16 protein-coding genes are annotated in these 15,684 nt (G+C 70.2%); 3 read left to right on the forward strand and 13 right to left on the reverse strand.

What is annotated here, in order from left to right; genetic code table 11:
• Positions 1-17 precede the first annotated feature (17 nt).
• From HEP81_RS26145 to HEP81_RS26185, 9 genes are all read right to left on the reverse strand, one after another.
• Entirely contained in the window at positions 18-1,973 is a 1,956-nt protein-coding gene (locus tag HEP81_RS26145; protein ID WP_037655125.1) for a dipeptide/oligopeptide/nickel ABC transporter permease/ATP-binding protein, read from the reverse strand.
• A 2-nt stretch (positions 1,974-1,975) separates the two neighbouring features.
• Positions 1,976-2,932, reverse strand: a complete 957-nt coding sequence (locus tag HEP81_RS26150) for an ABC transporter permease (RefSeq protein WP_037655127.1) — start codon at positions 2,930-2,932, stop codon at positions 1,976-1,978.
• Between the two features lie 4 nt (positions 2,933-2,936).
• Positions 2,937-4,568 (reverse strand): ABC transporter substrate-binding protein, encoded by a 1,632-nt coding sequence (locus HEP81_RS26155; protein ID WP_037655129.1) that lies wholly within the window; start codon positions 4,566-4,568, stop codon positions 2,937-2,939.
• A 244-nt stretch (positions 4,569-4,812) separates the two neighbouring features.
• A complete protein-coding gene (locus tag HEP81_RS26160) occupies positions 4,813-5,409 on the reverse strand; it encodes a hypothetical protein (RefSeq protein ID WP_243279592.1) in 597 nt (198 codons plus the stop codon).
• On the reverse strand, positions 5,406-7,340 hold the full coding sequence (locus HEP81_RS26165; protein WP_037655131.1) for an alpha/beta hydrolase: 1,935 nt from the start codon (positions 7,338-7,340) through the stop codon (positions 5,406-5,408). Before HEP81_RS26165 ends, HEP81_RS26160 begins: the two co-directional genes overlap by 4 nt.
• Entirely contained in the window at positions 7,337-7,774 is a 438-nt protein-coding gene (locus HEP81_RS26170) for a hypothetical protein (protein ID WP_037655134.1), read from the reverse strand. The genes HEP81_RS26165 and HEP81_RS26170 overlap by 4 nt, the downstream gene beginning before the upstream one ends.
• A 159-nt stretch (positions 7,775-7,933) precedes the next feature.
• Entirely contained in the window at positions 7,934-9,082 is a 1,149-nt protein-coding gene (locus tag HEP81_RS26175) for an FAD-dependent oxidoreductase (protein ID WP_037655136.1), read from the reverse strand.
• Positions 9,083-9,206: 124 nt separating this feature from the next.
• Positions 9,207-9,902, reverse strand: a complete 696-nt coding sequence (locus HEP81_RS26180) for a TetR/AcrR family transcriptional regulator (RefSeq protein ID WP_037655138.1) — start codon at positions 9,900-9,902, stop codon at positions 9,207-9,209.
• Positions 9,903-10,049: 147 nt separating this feature from the next.
• A complete protein-coding gene (locus tag HEP81_RS26185; protein WP_037655140.1) occupies positions 10,050-10,286 on the reverse strand; it encodes a cellulose binding domain-containing protein in 237 nt (78 codons plus the stop codon).
• Between the two features lie 257 nt (positions 10,287-10,543).
• Between HEP81_RS26185 and HEP81_RS26190 the strand changes: the two genes are divergently transcribed.
• The 3 genes from HEP81_RS26190 to HEP81_RS26200 are packed head-to-tail and all read left to right on the forward strand — an operon-like array spanning position 10,544 to position 12,414.
• Complete coding sequence (locus tag HEP81_RS26190; RefSeq protein ID WP_037655141.1) at positions 10,544-10,747, forward strand: helix-turn-helix domain-containing protein; 204 nt, start codon at positions 10,544-10,546, stop codon at positions 10,745-10,747.
• Between the two features lie 37 nt (positions 10,748-10,784).
• Positions 10,785-11,534 (forward strand): DNA repair protein RecO, encoded by a 750-nt coding sequence (recO, locus tag HEP81_RS26195; RefSeq protein ID WP_037655142.1) that lies wholly within the window; start codon positions 10,785-10,787, stop codon positions 11,532-11,534.
• 49 nt (positions 11,535-11,583) lie between these two features.
• The gene (locus HEP81_RS26200; protein WP_037655145.1) at positions 11,584-12,414 is read left to right on the forward strand and encodes an isoprenyl transferase; all 831 of its coding nucleotides are present in this window, start codon (positions 11,584-11,586) and stop codon (positions 12,412-12,414) included.
• A gap of 13 nt (positions 12,415-12,427) precedes the next feature.
• Here HEP81_RS26200 and HEP81_RS26205 read toward each other — a convergent pair whose 3' ends face one another.
• From HEP81_RS26205 to HEP81_RS26220, 4 genes are all read right to left on the reverse strand, one after another.
• Positions 12,428-12,844: a Fur family transcriptional regulator gene (locus tag HEP81_RS26205; protein ID WP_037655147.1), complete on the reverse strand. Its 417-nt coding sequence runs from the start codon at positions 12,842-12,844 to the stop codon at positions 12,428-12,430.
• 61 nt (positions 12,845-12,905) lie between these two features.
• Positions 12,906-13,808, reverse strand: coding sequence for a metal ABC transporter permease (locus HEP81_RS26210; protein WP_037655148.1), 903 nt, complete (start codon positions 13,806-13,808; stop codon positions 12,906-12,908).
• The gene (locus HEP81_RS26215; protein ID WP_037655150.1) at positions 13,808-14,584 is read right to left on the reverse strand and encodes a metal ABC transporter ATP-binding protein; all 777 of its coding nucleotides are present in this window, start codon (positions 14,582-14,584) and stop codon (positions 13,808-13,810) included. Before HEP81_RS26215 ends, HEP81_RS26210 begins: the two co-directional genes overlap by 1 nt.
• A gap of 11 nt (positions 14,585-14,595) precedes the next feature.
• On the reverse strand, positions 14,596-15,555 hold the full coding sequence (locus HEP81_RS26220; RefSeq protein WP_037655152.1) for a metal ABC transporter substrate-binding protein: 960 nt from the start codon (positions 15,553-15,555) through the stop codon (positions 14,596-14,598).
• Positions 15,556-15,684: the final 129 nt, after the last annotated feature.

The raw sequence follows: 15,684 nt of genomic DNA on the forward strand, positions 1-15,684 counted from the left end.
CCTCTCCGGTACGACGGTCACCGGACGACCTCCTCGCTGTCGGCCGGGGCCGGGTGATGGCAGGCGACCATGTGGGTCGCGGGGCCGGTGAGGACCGGAGCCCGCGCGTGGCACACCTCGCTCGCCCGTGGGCAGCGTCCGGCGAAGCGGCAGCCCGGTGGGAAGTCGGCGGGGGCCGGTACGACGCCCTGGATCTGGGTCATCCGCGCCGCCGCGGACTCCAGTGAGAGCACGCTGCCGAGCAGCCCGCGCGAGTAGTGGTGGGCCGGGGCCGCCACCAGTTCGGCGGTCACCGCGCTCTCCACGATCTGCCCGCCGTACATCACCACCACCCGGTCGGTGACATCCGCGACCAGCGCCAGGTCGTGCGAGACCAGGACGAGCGCGAAGCCCAGTTCCGCGCGCAGCCGCAGCAGCAGTTCCATCACCTGGGCCTGCACGGTGACGTCCAGCGCGGTCGTCGGCTCGTCGGCGATGATCAGGCTCGGGTCGCGGGACAGCGCCATGGCGATCAGCACCCGCTGCCGCTGCCCACCGGACAGCTCGTGCGGATAGCTGCGCAGGGTGCGCTCGGGATCGAGGCCGACGAGGCCCAGCAGTTCGGCCGGGCCGCGCCGCCCTCCGCGTCGTACCAGCTGTTTGAGCTGGGCGCGGACGGTCATGGCCGGGTTCAGGGAGGACAGGGCGTCCTGGTAGACCATCGCCATCTCATGGCCCAGCAACTTCCGCCGGGCGCGGGCGGGCTCGGCGAGCAGGTCGCGTTGCCGGAAGCGGATCCGGCCGCGCACCCGGGCGCCGGGCGGCTGGAGCCCCATGACGTTGAGCGCGGTCAGCGACTTCCCGCACCCCGACTCGCCGACCAGGCCCAGCACTTCACCGGGGTACACCTCGAAGCCGACCCCGGCGACGATGTCCACACCCCGGTGCCGGCCGGGAAATCCGATGGTCAGGTCCTCCACGGCGAGCACCGGCGGGCCGGTGCGGTCCGGGAGCGGCCGGGCGCGGGAGCGCAGCCCCCGGGCGGCCTCGGCGAGACCGGGCAGCTTCAGCACCTCACCCGAACCCACCTGCTCCACGGGCTCGTCGGCCGCCTCGACCTCCCTGGGCGCGGGCGCGGCCCACGCGTCCGAGACGCCCTCGGAGAGGATGTTCAGGGAGAGCACGGTCAGCAGGATCAGCAGCCCGGGGAAGACGGTCGCCCACCAACCCCCGGTCAGCACCATGTTCTTGCCGTCCGCGATCACACTGCCCCAGGACGGGTCCGGGGGCCGCACCCCCGCCCCGATGAAGGACAGCGACGCCTCGAACACGATCGCCTCGGCGACCTGGACGGTGCAGAACACCAGGACCGGAGCAGCACAGTTGACGGCCACATGGCGCAGCACGATGTACGGGGTGCGGGCGCCGATCACCCGTTCCGCGGTGACGTAGTCCTCGCCGTACTGGTCGAGCACATTGGCCCGTACGACGCGTGCCACCGGCGGGATGAACAGGAAGGCGATGGCGCAGATCAGCACTCCGATCCCGCCGCCGAACACCGCCACGAGCACGGCGGCCAGCGCGATCCCCGGGAACGCCATCACCACGTCCAGGCAGCGCATCAGCGTCTCGTCGACGGCCTTGCGCGAGGTCGCCGCGACCGCGCCCAGGACCGCCCCGACGACCAGGGCGAGCCCGGTGGCGCCGAGCCCGGTCGCCAGCGACCACCGGGCGCCGTACATCAGCCTGCTGAGGATGTCCCGGCCGAGGCTGTCCTGTCCCATCCAGTGCGCGGCGGAGGGATGCCCGGTGCCGCCCACCGGGTCCTGCTGGTCGAGCGGGTCGTCGGGGGCGAGCAGGGGCGCGAGGAGGGCGGCCAGGACGACGAGGGCGAGGAAGCAGACGGCGAGCTTGGACAGCGGTGGCAGCCGGCGCAGGGCGCGCGGGGTCACCCGGGGGCCGGAGAGCCGTTCGGCGAGTTCGGCGCGGGTCATCGTCAGGCCGCCCGCAGCCGGGGGTTGACCAGCAGATACAGGATGTCGATGACGAGATTGACGACGACGAACCCGGTGGCCGTGGTCAGGACGACGCCCTGGACCACCGCGGGATCGCCGTTCTGCACGGCGTCGATCATCAGCTTCCCCATCCCCGGCAGCGAGAAGATCGTCTCGATCACGACGGCGCCGCCCAGCAGGTAGCCGACCCGCAGGCCGAGCACGGTCAGCGGGTTGACCAGGGCGTTCCTGAGGACGTTGCGCCCGACGACGACCCAGGGCGGCAGCCCGCCGCCGATCGCGGTGCGCACGTAGTCCTTGTCCAGCTCCTCCACCACCGAGGTCCGCACGATCCGGGTCAGCTGGGCGGCCACCGGCAGGGACAGCGCGACGGCGGGCAGCGCCATGGTCCGCAGCCAGCCGGTGACGGAGTCGGCGGGGTTGATGTAGCCGCCGGTCGGGAACCAGCCCCGGTCCACCGCCAGGTACTGGATCATCAGCAGCGCCAGCCAGAAGCCGGGCGCGGCGACCCCGATGAGCGAGACGACCCGGATGGCCTGGTCGGGGAACCGGTCCCGGTACACGGCGGCGGTCACCCCGCCTGCGAGCGCCAGGACGACCGCGAACGCGAGGCCCAGGAAGGCCAGTTGGAGGGTGAGCGGGAGTGCGGTGGTGACCTGCTCGGCGACGGGGGCGCGGGTGAGGGCGCTGGTGCCGAGGTCGCCGTGCAGCAGGGCGCCGACGAAGTGGGCGTACCGCAGGGGCAGCGGGTCCAACAGGCCGTTGCGTTGCCGGAATTGGTGCAGCTGCTGGGGGGTCGGGTTGGCGCCCTGGAAGAACGCGGAGGCCGGGTCGACGTCCGAGAACCGCATCACCAGGAACACGAAGAGCACGATCCCCAGCATCAGCGGCACCAGCAGGGCGATCCGGCGCAGCAGGATGCGGACGACGGCCGTCATCCGGTCAGACCCACGCGGCCTGGAGCACGTTGATCCCCGGGTACGGCTGGGCTCTTATCCCGGTGAGCAGGCGCGGGTCCCAGGCGGTCATCAACTCGTTGTGGACGACCGGGTAGAGCACGGCCTGTTCGGCGACGACGTCGATGTAGTCCTGGACCATCGCCTTCTTGCGCCCGGCGTCCGGCTCCCGGGTGGCGCGGTCCATGTCCTTGAAGAGCTGCTGGGCGACGGGGTGGTCGGCCCAGCGGGTGTACCGCATCCAGAGGTTCTGGGGCCCGTAGTTGTAGTGCATGATCAGGTCGGCGTCGAGCCCGAACTGGTTCGGGTTGGAGGCCGCGGCGACGACCTGGTAGTCCTGCCGCTGGTCCATCTTGGTGAAGACGGCGGTGGTCTCCTGCGGCGCCAGGGTGGTGCGGACGCCGATCGCGTCCCAGGACGCCTTGATGGTCGGCAGGCAGTCCGCGATCCAACTGACGTTGACGGCGAGGACGTTGATGCTCAGACCCGTGACGCCGGCGGCCTTCAGCAGCGCCTTCGCCTTGTCCGGGTCGTAGTCGTAGACGGTCCTGGCCCGCCGGTACGAGGGGTTCCCCTGGTCGAGGAAGGAGGAGGCGGCCCTGCCATGCCCCTTGAGCGCGACCTTGACCATCTTCTCCTTGTCGATGGCGTAGTGCAGGGCCTGGCGTACCCGGATGTCGTCGAACGGCTTGTGCCGGGTGTCGAACATCAGGAACAGGTTGTTCATCCCGGCCCCGCCGGCGACCTTCAGGCCGCCCTGTTCGAGCCTGCTGATGTTGGCGTACGGGATGTTGTCCGCGATCTGCGCGCCCGCGTCGGTCCCGGAGATCTTGGCGACGCGGGGGGCGGCGTCCACGATGGTCAGCCAGTTCATCTTCCTGAACGCGGGCCTGCGGGGGCCGTTGTAGGCGTCGAACGCCTCGAACGTCGTATTGGACTTCGGGTGATGGGCGGTCTGCCGATACGGCCCCGACCCCACGGCCAGCCCCTTGATCGCGTCGTCCCACGCACCGGGCCGCCCGAACACATGCTTGGGCATGATCTTGGCGAGCGTGAGCCGTGAAAGCCCGTCGGGGAAGGGGAACTTGAGCACGAGCTCGACACTGTCGCTGCCAGTCTTCCTGACTCCTTGAAGCCAGCTCTCGAAGAACCCCTTGGCGAGGGTCTGGGTCTTCGGGTCGAGGATCCTGTCGAACACGAAGACGACGTCGTCGGCGGTGACGGGTTTCCCGTCGTGAAAGGTGGCACCGGGCCGCAGCCGGAACCGCCAGGTGGTGGCGCCGGAATCCTTCGGCACCTCGGTGCCGAGCGCGGGATACGGCACCCGGGTGATCGGATCGGTGTCCAACAACCCTTCGTAGACATGGTTGTTGGCCGCCATGGAGAACGCCGACGCCGTCTGCGTCGGATCCCAGCTGCCGTCATTGCCGTACCCGATCACCGCGGTGAGCGTCCGGTCCTTGCCGCTGCCGCCGCTCCCGGTGTCGTTCGTGGACTGCGGCCCCGCGGAGCAGGCGCCGAGGCCGGGCAGCGCGGCGGCCACCCCGAACCCCCCGACCCCTCTGAGCAGGGCCCGCCGGCCCGGGGCCGCCACATCACGGATCACGTCGTCACGCACGGGTCCTCCAGCAAGGTCGGGGAGGCGGGAAGAGGTACGACGTCCTACGTCCGGTTCGATCAGCGTGACCATAAAAGCGCCCATGTGGGCGGTCAAGGGGGCGCACACGAATGGGCTAGTTGCCAGAGGTCGGACCACAGAGGGACGCAGAAACCCGCGGCTTGACCGGGGGTCCGGGGGAGCAAGATCCCCCGGACGCCCTCACTCGGACACGAGCCGCAGCTCGGAGTGCTGCGAGCTGCCGCTACGACCGTGCGCCGTCCGGGGTGATCGGGGCGGTCGATGACCAGAAGGCGGAGTGCACATTGGGGCGAGGGATGGGGTAGTCGTAGTCGGGCCCGTTCGAAGGGGTGGTCGGAGCCGCCACCTTCGACGGTTTGACGCACGGGGAATCCACCTCGAATGCGATCTGTCCGGCTCCGCCCACCACCAGAGAGATACCGAATCCATCGGCCGACCGGGCGAAGACGGCGGGAAATTCGGCGCTCTTGTTCACGGACTTGATCCGGTATCCGCTTTTCTCCCAGAATCGCTGGACGATGCCGAGGAAGTTCCCGCGCCGTTCTTTGGAGACGATCGTCATCACTGTCCGCGAGCGCGATACGTCGCACGTACCCGTGGAGGTGCCGCTGTGAGTCCAGTGCACCTCGGGCCTGATCGCGTCGAGCGTCGCGTCGAGCATCCCGTCCGCGCGTTCCGCCGCCTGCTGCATGGTGATGTTCATGGTCGGCTCACGCCTTTCGTTCGAAAGCTGTTTCGCGGACTCGTGCGCCGTGGCACATCCGGTCAGCAGGGCGGCGGCCACCACAGCGACCGGAAGAGTCGTCCGCAGCTTCTTCATCGAGGTTGCTCCACCTGGATCTGATCAGAACGCCCCGCCACGATGAGGGCGATGTTATTCGCTGACTCTTTGTCTTTTACCGGATTGAAGTAGTTCGAGTGAGCCGGTGCCGGGTCCTGGAGCGAGGGCATCGGACCGGGATCGACATGGAAGCGGCGGGCGCCGAAGTCCTTGCTCGCCGGGTCGGTTCCGAACCAGAGTTCGTGGGGGGCGGAGGCGCTGTGCCCGAGGTGGTACCCGACGGTGCCGCCCGCACCCGCGCCGAGCACGGTGTCCGTCATCTGGTCGATGACACTCCCGCCGGAGAGGTGGCCCAGGAACGCACCCTCGACCGCGCCTATGTAAGAGCCCATCCCTGTACCGGCCGCCTCCTTGTGGCTGGGGAGCATGGTCACGGGGTCGTGGTCGGCAGCGCCCACGAAGACGTGGTTCTTGCCGACATTGAGGTCCGCCGCCTTGTCCACGCCGGTACCGGGGCTGCCCACGAGAACGATGTCGTCCGCCCCGGGGATGCCGCCGTGACGCTGTGCTGCCTGACCGACAGTGAGAGAGCCATAGGAGTGGCCGATGGCGGTGATGTGAGGGTCCGTATGGTCGTTCGTCGCCGAGATGCCGGCCATGAAGTGGTTGTAGGCGGTCGCTCCGACTCTGGCGTCGTGTGTGCTCATGACGTCCGCGTTGTGTATTCCCTCCGAGGCCGAAATCTGCGGGGCGTCGTATCCGAGCCAGACGATCGACGCGCTCGAAGGGTCGTAGAACTGGGCGTCCTTGGCCGTGTCTCGTGCTCTCTTGAGATCGCCACCGGCGAAATCGGTGTCGAGAGATGTGCCGAGGCCCGGGACATACGCCGACACGTTCTTCGCCGTGTCAGGATTCCCGTAGCTGACAATAGCCCGGCCGTTTCCGCTGTCTCCGATTCCGAGCAGGTACATGGGCGGGAACTTCGGGTCCGGGTGCCTCAACTGGTCCTCGATGGACTTCAGTCCGTCCAGCATGGTCTTCGACTTCGCGTCGTCTCTGCCCGAGAGCTTCCCGATGAGGAGGTCGATGTTCTCACGGTTGGCCTGGTCGCGCGCAGCCGCCGGAATTCCGTCCATGTTCCCGATCACGTCGGGGTAGACCGCCAGGTATTCCTCCCGCTGCTCCTGCGTGAGGTGGTCCCACCACTTCTTGCGAGCGGCGGGGGACTTGTCGAGCGGGACAGCGTCTTTCAGGCGATGCGCTTCGGCCTCGCCCACGGCCTCGACGTCCGCGGCGGCGTCGGCCCACGTCTTCGCGTCGACCGTGAGCCCAGGTCCTGCCTTGAGCTTGATCAGCGCCTGCCGGTATCGCTCGTCGATCTCCCCGGCCTCGCGTACGGCGCGGGCGATGCGGTCGGCGATGTCCTGCGCTTTGGCGAAGTTGGGGTTGACCCCGATCAGGCCGGATGCCGCGGGGCCTGTGCCCGGTACGTAGTGCCCATGGACGTCGGGCGGGTACAGCCCCTTGTTGCTGGGCAGAAGCGTGCCGTCGTTGCCTACGACCATTCCGCCGGGGATCTCCTCCCCGGTCGTGTCGTTCCTGCCCTTCGGATAGGCGACGCTCCCATCCGCGTTCACGGTGTACGACAGGGTGGCGGCATCGTCCAGGGCGGCCTTCAGATGCCGCTGTGGTGTGGAGAGTTCCGCGGAAAGCCCTTCCACCGCGGAGCGGATCAGCCCGGCCTCGGCGTGGATGTAGTGGTAGTTGTCGCTCAGTCGGTCCAGCCGTCGGAGGGCCGCGTCCGCGGACTCGCTCTCCTGTGTCTTCGCCAGGCGGCCGGCCATCTCTGAACCCACGCGCTGGGCCGCGGAGTCGGCGTGTTTCGAGACCGCGGCCCAGCCGTCGGCCGCGTCATCCAACTCCGTCAGTCTCAGATCACGCAGTTGCTGCCAGGTCAGCGCCGAGGTCACCGGCTGTTGCCTCCGCCCGCCACGTGCACGGCCCGAGCCTTGTCGGCCACGGCGACGTCCGTCTCGCCCATGTCCCGGGCGACGGCACGCATTTTGGGCTCCAGCGATGTGCACTCGTCCCGCACCGCTTCCAGCCGCTTCTCCCAGGAGCTGAGTACGGTCTTCAACGCCCCCAGGCTCGCCAGGCCCGCGGCACCCGTCGATACGCCGGTATGGCTCGACCGCAGGCCTTTCTTCACCGACTCCGTGCTGGTCTTCAGGTCGTCGGCGGTGTTCGCCGCGGTGCCCCACGGGCCGTTGGTGTGCCGCAGGGTGCCCGAGACGCCCTTGGAAGGGCTTCCCGTGAAATCACCTGGCAGGTGGTTGAGCCGCATTGGAGTGGAGTGCCGCTCGGCCGACGCGGCCTTGATTTCTTCCCACTCGTCCCATGCCACCAGCCGATTCCTCCCCGTTTACGCTCACGCCGCGCCGGCCGGAGCGGGCGCGGCGTCCAGACGCTATCCCGCCGCCGGAACGCACCGTATCCGCCCGATTCCCTACCGGGACTGAGTACACATACTCATGTTCGGGGAGCTGTGTGGCGGCCGGAGATGTCACGCAGCCGACGGGTCTGCCGTGAAGAAGGCGGCCATTTGGGACAGGCCGTTGTCGCTGAACATCGTGTCCAGGCTGGCCGCGGACTCGGTGGCGGAGGCGTGGCTGCGGGGGAAGAGGGTGGACTCGTAGGCGGTCAGGGCGAGTTCGGGGTCGTTCGGGTGGGCGGCGATGGCCTCGGCGAGCTGCGCGCCGTCGTACATGGCCAGGTTGGCGCCCTCGCCGGCGAAGGGGGACATCAGGTGGGCGGCGTCGCCCAGCAGGGTCACCCCCGGGACCCGGTCCCAGCGGTGGTCGGCGGGCAGGGCGTGGATATGGCGCGGTGTGAGCGGGCCGTCGGCGTCCGCGACCAGCCCCCGCAGGCCCTCGTCCCAGCCCTCGAAGCCCGCGAGGACCGCTGTCTTCGCCGCCGCCGCGTCGTCGAAGTCGATCGTGCCGAGCCAGCCCTCGTCCGCCCTCACCGCCGTGTAGACGTGCAGGCTCCCGTCGGTCTCCCGGTGGGCCAGGAAGCCGCGGTCGCCGCCCAGGCTGATGAAGAACCCGCCGCCGATCAGCGCCGCGCTGCGCGGATGACGGGCGTCCGCGTCCAGCAGATCCGTCTCCACGAAGGAGATCCCGGTGTACGCGGGCCGCGCGGACGTCACCAGCGGCCGGATCCGTGACCACGCGCCGTCCGCGCCGATCAGCAGATCCGTCGTGACGGTCGAACCGTCCGCGAACGTCACCTCGTGCCGGCCCCCGCCCAGCCCCCGCGCCCCGGTCACCTTGGCGCCCCAGCGGACCGTGCCCTGCGGCAGCGAGTTCAGCAGCAGATCGCGCAGGTCACCGCGGTCCACCTCGGGGCGCCCGCCGTCGCCGTCGTCCTCCCGGGAGATCAGCACGGTGCCGTCGGGGCCGACCAGCCGCATCGCCTGGCCGCCCTCGTGGATCAGCTCCCGGAACGCGTCGTGCAGACCCGCGGCGTGCAGGGCCCGCTGTCCGTTCTCCTCGTGGATGTCGAGCATGCCGCCCTGCCTACGGGCCGCCGCGGACGCCTCCGCCTCGAAGACCGTCGCCTCGATCCCGTGCACCCGCAGCACCCGGGCGGCCGTCAGACCGCCGAGCCCCGCGCCGATGATCGCGATGGGGACGTGGTTGTCGTGTGTCACAGGGGGCCTCCCGACCGGCCAAGGGGTCTCTGGCGAACACCTTCACCTTAACGAACATGTTCGTAACGAACAAGTTCGTCGATGTGCAGGAGGAGGCCGAGGGAGGGGGCGGGGGTGCGTTCGCTCAGTCCGTCGTGGGCGGGACCGGTGTCTGTGTGATGCCGTTGACCAGCACGTCGAAGCTCCAGCGCATCCGGTCCTGCACCGCGCCGCCGAGCAGCATCGGCATGTGCGCCTTGATCGCCGGATGCGTCGTCCCGTTCACCGCGTGCAGGGCGCGGGCGAGGGCGTCCCAGTCGTCCGCGTTCGCGGGGTCGTGCGCCTGTGTCGCATGCTCGGCGGCCGCCGCCGTGGCGTCCTGGAGCAGCTTGTCGACGCCCCACGCGACCTGTTCGCGCGCCGCGCCGCTGCGGGAGAGCAGATCCAGGATCCGCTCCACCAGCCGCAGATAGTTCTCGCCGCTGGGCCGCGCGACGAGGGCCGACCGCGCGAGCTGCGGGTGCGTGAACAGGACGAGGGTGTACGACGCGAGTACGGCCCGAAGCCGCTCCCGCCAGTCCTCCCCGGCACCCTCGGCCACCAGGTCGACCTCGCCGAGCAGCGCGTCCAGTACGGCCGCGTGCAGCTCGGCGGTGTTGGCCACGTACACGTACAGCGAGGCCGGGCCGGTGTCCAGCTCCTGCGCCAGGCGGCGCATGGTGACCTTCTCCAGCCCCTCGGCGCGCATGAGCCGTACGGCGGTGTCCACGATGCCCTGCCGGGTCAGCGCGGGCTTCGCGGGACGCTCCCTACGGCTGGCCGGCTCTCTTCTCGCTGTCATACCGCGATCGTAACGAACGCGTTCGTGGTGCCGTTCGGATCGGCCTCGGGACAGATCGGCCGCCGCCGCGGCGAGGCCGGGGCGGCGGCCGACCTGGGCGGGTCGACGGTGTCGCTTACGTGTGGCACGACACCGTCGAACGCCGTGTCAGCCGGTGGTGCAGGTCGCCGTCGGGGCGCCGTTGCTGCCCGAGTAGTTGGCGTTGAAGCCGAAGGAGGCGCCGGCGCCGAGCGAGCCGTTGTTGCTCGCGTTCTTCACCGTGACCGTGTTGCCGGACTGGATGTAACTGCCGTTCCAGAGGCTGCTGACCGTCTGGTTTCCGGGGAAGGTCAGCTTGACGGTCCAGCCGTTGATGGCGGCGGAGCCGTTGTTCTTGACCGCCACCGAGCCGGAACGAATTCCTGTACCCCCGGTGCGTCGACCGGGCCCTCGGCACCGTCACCGGCGGCCGGGCCGGGCTCGCCACCGTCGAACAGGCCCTCGCTCTGCTGCGCACCGACTGCACCGATGCCCAGCTGATCGCCGCGCTCGCCGCCCACGGCCGGCTGCTCGCCGCCGCCGGACACCTCACCGCCGCCCGCGGTGCCCTGCGGGAGGCCGTCCGGCACGCCGAGCGGATCGGCGCCGGACGCTGGTGCGCGGTGGTCGCCGCCCTGCTCGCCGCCGCCGGAGCCCGCCGGGCCACCGCCTCCCAGACCGGCGTGCCCGCCCTCACCGGCAGCGAACGGCGGATCTGCGCACTGGCCGCGCAAGGGCACTCCAACAGCTTCCGCAAGCAAGGGGTGCGGCGGCGCACCGAACTGGCCGGGTGGCTCGCCGCCGAGCCCGCCGTACCGGAGCGGTAGCGAAGGGCCACCGGCCCCATGGGGGAGAATGGGGGGCATGAGTCTGTTCCGCGACGACGGCATCGTGCTGCGCACCCAGAAGCTGGGTGAGGCGGACCGGATCATCACCCTGCTCACCCGGGGCCACGGCCGGGTCCGGGCGGTGGCGCGGGGTGTGCGGCGCACCAAGTCGAAGTTCGGGGCCCGTCTTGAGCCCTTCTCCCATGTGGATGTGCAGTTCTTCGCGCGCGGCAGCGAACTGGTCGGCCGCGGGCTGCCGCTGTGCACCCAGAGTGAGACCATCGCGCCGTACGGTGGCGGCATCGTGACCGACTACGGGCGCTACACCGCCGGTACGGCCATGCTGGAGACCGCCGAGCGGTTCACCGACCATGAGGGCGAGCCGGCCGTACAGCAGTACCTGCTGCTGGTCGGCGCCCTGCGGACGCTGGCCCGGGGGGAGCACGCCCCGAATCTGGTGCTGGACGCGTTCCTGTTGCGCTCGCTCGCCGTCAACGGGTACGCGCCCAGCTTCGGTGACTGCGCCAGATGCGGGATGCCCGGGCCCAACCGGTTCTTCTCCGTCGCCTCCGGCGGCTCCGTGTGCGTCGACTGCCGGGTGCCCGGCAGTGTCGTACCGTCCCCGGGGACCCTGGTACTGCTGGGCGCGCTGCTTACGGGAGACTGGGAGACCGCGGACGCCTGCGAGGCGCGGTTCGTCCGGGAGGGCAGTGGGCTGGTCTCCGCCTATCTGCACTGGCATCTGGAACGCGGGCTGCGGTCGCTGCGGTACGTGGAAAAGTCCTAGCCGGGCCAGGAGAGCCGGCCCGGAGAAGTCGTAGAGGGAGTCGGAGCACATGGTGGTACGCGGGATCCTGGGGCGCCAGCGGCGCGAGTACACGGCGCCGGAGCCGCACCCGTCCGGCGCCCGTCCGCCGAGGCTCCCCGGTGAGCTGGTCCCGAACCATGTGGCGATCGTCATGGACGGCAACGGGCGGTGGGCCAAGGAGCGGGGGCTGCCGCGGACCGAGGGGCACAAGGTCGGCGCCGAGCAGGTGCTCGATGTGCTCCAGGGCGCGATCGAGATGGGCGTGGGCAACATCTCGCTGTACGCCTTCTCCACCGAGAACTGGAAGCGCTCGCCCGAGGAGGTGCGCTTCCTCATGAACTTCAACCGCGACTTCATCCGCAAGAGCCGGGACCAACTGGACGGGCTGGGTGTGCGGGTGCGCTGGGCCGGGCGGATGCCCCGGCTGTGGAAGTCGGTCGCCAAGGAGCTCCAGGTCGCGCAGGAGCAGACCAAGGACAACGACAAGCTCACGCTGTACTTCTGCATGAACTACGGCGGCCGGGCCGAACTCGCCGACGCGGCCAAGGCGTTGGCGGAGGATGTGCGGGCCGGACGGCTGGATCCGTCGAAGGTGTCCGAGAAGACGATCCAGAAGTACCTGTACTACCCGGACATGCCGGACGTCGACATGTTCCTGCGGCCCAGCGGGGAGCAGCGGACGTCCAACTACCTGCTCTGGCAGAGCGCTTACGCCGAGCTGGTCTTCCAGGACGTGCTGTGGCCGGACTTCGACCGGCGCGATCTGTGGCGGGCGTGCCTCGAATTCGCCTCCCGCGACCGGCGGTTCGGCGGCGCGATCCCGAACGAGGAGCTGCTGGCGATGGAGGGCGACGGCTGAGCCGCCTCCCCTCTCAGCTGTTCCGCGTGGCGCACTCCGCGCAGGTGCCGAAGATCTCCACGGTGTGCGCCACGTTCACATAGCCGTGCTCCGCGGCGATCGCCTCCGCCCATTTCTCCACCGCCGGGCCCTCCACCTCGACCGCCTTGCCGCAGCCGCGGCAGACGAGATGGTGGTGGTGCTCGCCGGTGGAGCAGCGGCGGTAGACGGACTCGCCCTCGGAGGTGCGCAGTACGTCCACCTCGCCGGCGTCGGCGAGGGACTGGAGCGTGCGGTAGACGGTGGTGAGCCCGACGGAGTCGCCCTTGTGCTTGAGCATGTCGTGGAGCTCCTGCGCGCTGCGGAACTCGTCGACCTCGTCCAGCGCGGCGGCCACTGCTGCCCGCTGACGGGTCGCGCGGCCCTTCACGGGCGGTCCAGCGGTCGTCACTGCTGCCTCCTCACGTCTCACCCCTGACCCGGGCCATTGTGCCAGCCCGGCGCCCCGGAGGTCAGGCGCTGATCTCCTCTCCCGTGCCGCGCGCGGCCGGAATCACACACTCCGCCGGATCCCCGCCGGGCCCCGCCGCCGTGGCCGCGCGGGCGCGTCGGCGGGCCAGCGGGGCGGCCAGCGCGGTCAGTACGACGAACGCGGCGATGGTGAGCAGGACGATCGTCGCGCCGGGCGGGACGTCCTGGTAGAACGACGCGATCGTGCCGCTGACGGTCACGGTGATGCCGAGCGCCACCGCGATCGCGAACGTCATCGCGAAGCTCCGGGTGAGCTGCTGGGCCGCCGCCACCGGCACCACCATCAGCGCGGAGACCAGCAGCAGTCCGACGACGCGCATGGCGACCGTCACCGTCACCGCCGCCGTGACCGCCGTCAGCAGGTTCAGGGCGCGCACCGGCAGCCCGGTCACCCGCGCGAACTCCTCGTCCTGGCTGACCGCGAACAGCTGGCGGCGCAGGCCGAGGGTGACCAGCACCACGAACGCGGCCAGCAGGCAGATCGCGTTGACGTCGGAGGGGGAGACCGTGGACAGGGAGCCGAAGAGGTAGGTCGTCAGGTTGGCGTTGGAGCCGGTCGGCGCCATGTTGATGAACATCACGCCGCCCGCCATGCCGCCGTAGAAGAGCATGGCCAGCGCGATGTCGCCGCGCGTCCTGCCGTACCAGCGGATCAGCTCCATCAGGAGGGCGCCGAGCACGGAGACCGCCGTCGCCATCCAGACCGGGGAGGTGGACAGCAGGAAGCCGAGGCCGACACCGGTCATGGCGACATGTCCGATGCCGTCGCCCATCAGGGCCTGGCGGCGCTGGACCAGGTAGATGCCGATGGCGGGGGCGGTGATGCCGACGAGGACGGCGGCGAGCAGGGCCCGCTGCATGAAGGCGTAGTTCAGGAAGTCCATCAGCTCAGCAGTCCCGTCCGGATCGGTTCGGCACCCGCGGGTGCGTGCGGGTGTACGTGGTCGTGGCCGGGCAGGGCATGCTGGCCGACGGCTCTCGGGGGCGGCCCGTCGTGCAGGACGCAGCCGTCGCGCAGGACGACCGCGCGGTCGATCAGCGGTTCCAGGGGACCCAGTTCATGCAGCACGAGCAGGACCGTCGTACCGGCCTCCACCTGGGTCTTCAGCGTCCGGGCCAGGATCTCCTGGCTGGCCAGGTCGACGCCGGCCATCGGCTCGTCCATGATCAGCAGTTCGGGGCGGGCGACGAGCGCGCGGGCGATCAGCACCCGCTGGTGCTGGCCCCCGGACAGGGCGTTCACCGAGTCCTTGGCGCGGTCCGCCATGCCGACCCGCTCCAGGGCCTCGCGCACGGCGTCCCGGTCGCCCTTGCCGAAGAGGCCGAAGCGGGTGCGGGCGAGGCGGCCGGAGGAGACGATCTCGGTGACCGTCGCCGGGACGCCGCCCGCGGCCGTGGTGCGCTGCGGTACGTAGCCCACGCGGGACCAGTCGCGGAAGGCGCGCCGGGGGGTGCCGAACAGCTCGATGGTGCCGTCGGCCAGGGGTACCTGGCCGATGATCGTACGGATCGCCGTGGACTTGCCGGAGCCGTTGGCGCCGAGGAGGGCCACGACCTCGCCGCGCGCGACGGTGAGGTCGATGCCGCGCAGCACCGGGCGGCCGCCGAGGTCGGCCCGTACGCCGCGCAGGGATATGACGGGTTCGCCGTGGGTCTCCATGCTGACTCCTGTCACTTGGTGCCCAGCGCCTTCTGGAGCGCCTTGAGGTTGGCGTTCTGGACGGAGAAGTAGTCCTTGCCGCGGGACTTGCCCGTGATCCCCTCGATCGGGTCGAGGACATCGGTCTTCAGGTTCGCGTCGTGCGCGATGGTCTTCGCGGTCTTGTCGCTGACGAGCGTCTCGTAGAAGACCGTCGAGACATGGTCGGCCTTCGCCATCCGCTCCAGGTCCCGCACGCGCGCGGCGCTCGGCTCCGAGTCGGGGTCGAGGCCGTTGATCGCCTCCTCGGTGAGCCCGTAGCGCTCGGCGAGGTAGCCGAAGGCGGCGTGCGTGGTGACGAAGACCTTGGACTCGGTGTGCGCGAGGCCGGTGCGGAAGCGCTGGTCCAGGTCGCCGAGCTGCTCGACCAGGGCCGCGGTGTTCTTCTTGTAGTCGGCCGCGTGCTTGGGGTCGGCCTTCTCCAGGGCCGTGCCGACGCCCTGGGCGACCTGGGCGTAGCGCACCGGGTCCAGCCAGATGTGCGGGTCCTTGCCCGCGGACTCCTCGCCCTTGCTGCTGTCGTGCTCGGCCGCGTGCCCGCCGACCTCGTTGCCGTGCGCCTCCAGGGAGACCAGGGAGGCGGCGTCGACCTTCGTCTTCACCGAGGACTGCGCGACCGCGGCGTCCACGGAGGGCTGGAGGTTCTTGAGGTAGAGGACGGCGTCGGCGTCGTCGATCGCGGCGATCTGCTTGGGGCTGATCTCCAGGTCGTGCGGCTCCTGGCCGGGTGTGGTGAGACTGGTGACGTGGACGTGGTCGCCGCCGATCCGCTCGGCGAGGAAGGACATCGGATAGAAGGACGCGATGACGTCGAGCCTGCCGTCACCCCTCGCCGCGGTGCTGCTCCCGGAGCAGCCGGAGAGGGTGCCGAGGCCGAGGGCGGTGACGGCGGTCAGGGCGGCGGCCGGTATGAGGCGTCCACGTATGTTCATGACAGTCATTTTCAACAAAAATGGAAACCGTTGTCAACAAGCCCGTCGAGATGCCCCGGGACGCCCTCGGGATGCCCCGGGATGCCCGTTAGGACAGGGGCCGATTTGGTCGTGGGGGAGCCTGCGCCG

Origin of the sequence: Streptomyces griseofuscus, from assembly GCF_014673495.1 — a bacterium.
Classification (GTDB): domain Bacteria; phylum Actinomycetota; class Actinomycetes; order Streptomycetales; family Streptomycetaceae; genus Streptomyces; species Streptomyces murinus.

What these genes read in the sequence shown, in the direction of transcription:
- HEP81_RS26145 (WP_037655125.1), bottom strand. Translation starts at nt 1,973, where the DNA reads ATGACCCGCGCCGAACTCGCCGAACGGCTCTCCGGCCCCCGGGTGACC.
- HEP81_RS26150 (WP_037655127.1), bottom strand. Translation starts at nt 2,932, where the DNA reads ATGACGGCCGTCGTCCGCATCCTGCTGCGCCGGATCGCCCTGCTGGTG.
- HEP81_RS26160 (WP_243279592.1), bottom strand. Translation starts at nt 5,409, where the DNA reads ATGAAGAAGCTGCGGACGACTCTTCCGGTCGCTGTGGTGGCCGCCGCC.
- HEP81_RS26180 (WP_037655138.1), bottom strand. Translation starts at nt 9,902, where the DNA reads ATGACAGCGAGAAGAGAGCCGGCCAGCCGTAGGGAGCGTCCCGCGAAG.
- recO (WP_037655142.1), top strand. Translation starts at nt 10,785, where the DNA reads ATGAGTCTGTTCCGCGACGACGGCATCGTGCTGCGCACCCAGAAGCTG.
- HEP81_RS26200 (WP_037655145.1), top strand. Translation starts at nt 11,584, where the DNA reads ATGGTGGTACGCGGGATCCTGGGGCGCCAGCGGCGCGAGTACACGGCG.
- HEP81_RS26210 (WP_037655148.1), bottom strand. Translation starts at nt 13,808, where the DNA reads ATGGACTTCCTGAACTACGCCTTCATGCAGCGGGCCCTGCTCGCCGCC.
- HEP81_RS26215 (WP_037655150.1), bottom strand. Translation starts at nt 14,584, where the DNA reads ATGGAGACCCACGGCGAACCCGTCATATCCCTGCGCGGCGTACGGGCC.
- HEP81_RS26220 (WP_037655152.1), bottom strand. Translation starts at nt 15,555, where the DNA reads ATGAACATACGTGGACGCCTCATACCGGCCGCCGCCCTGACCGCCGTC.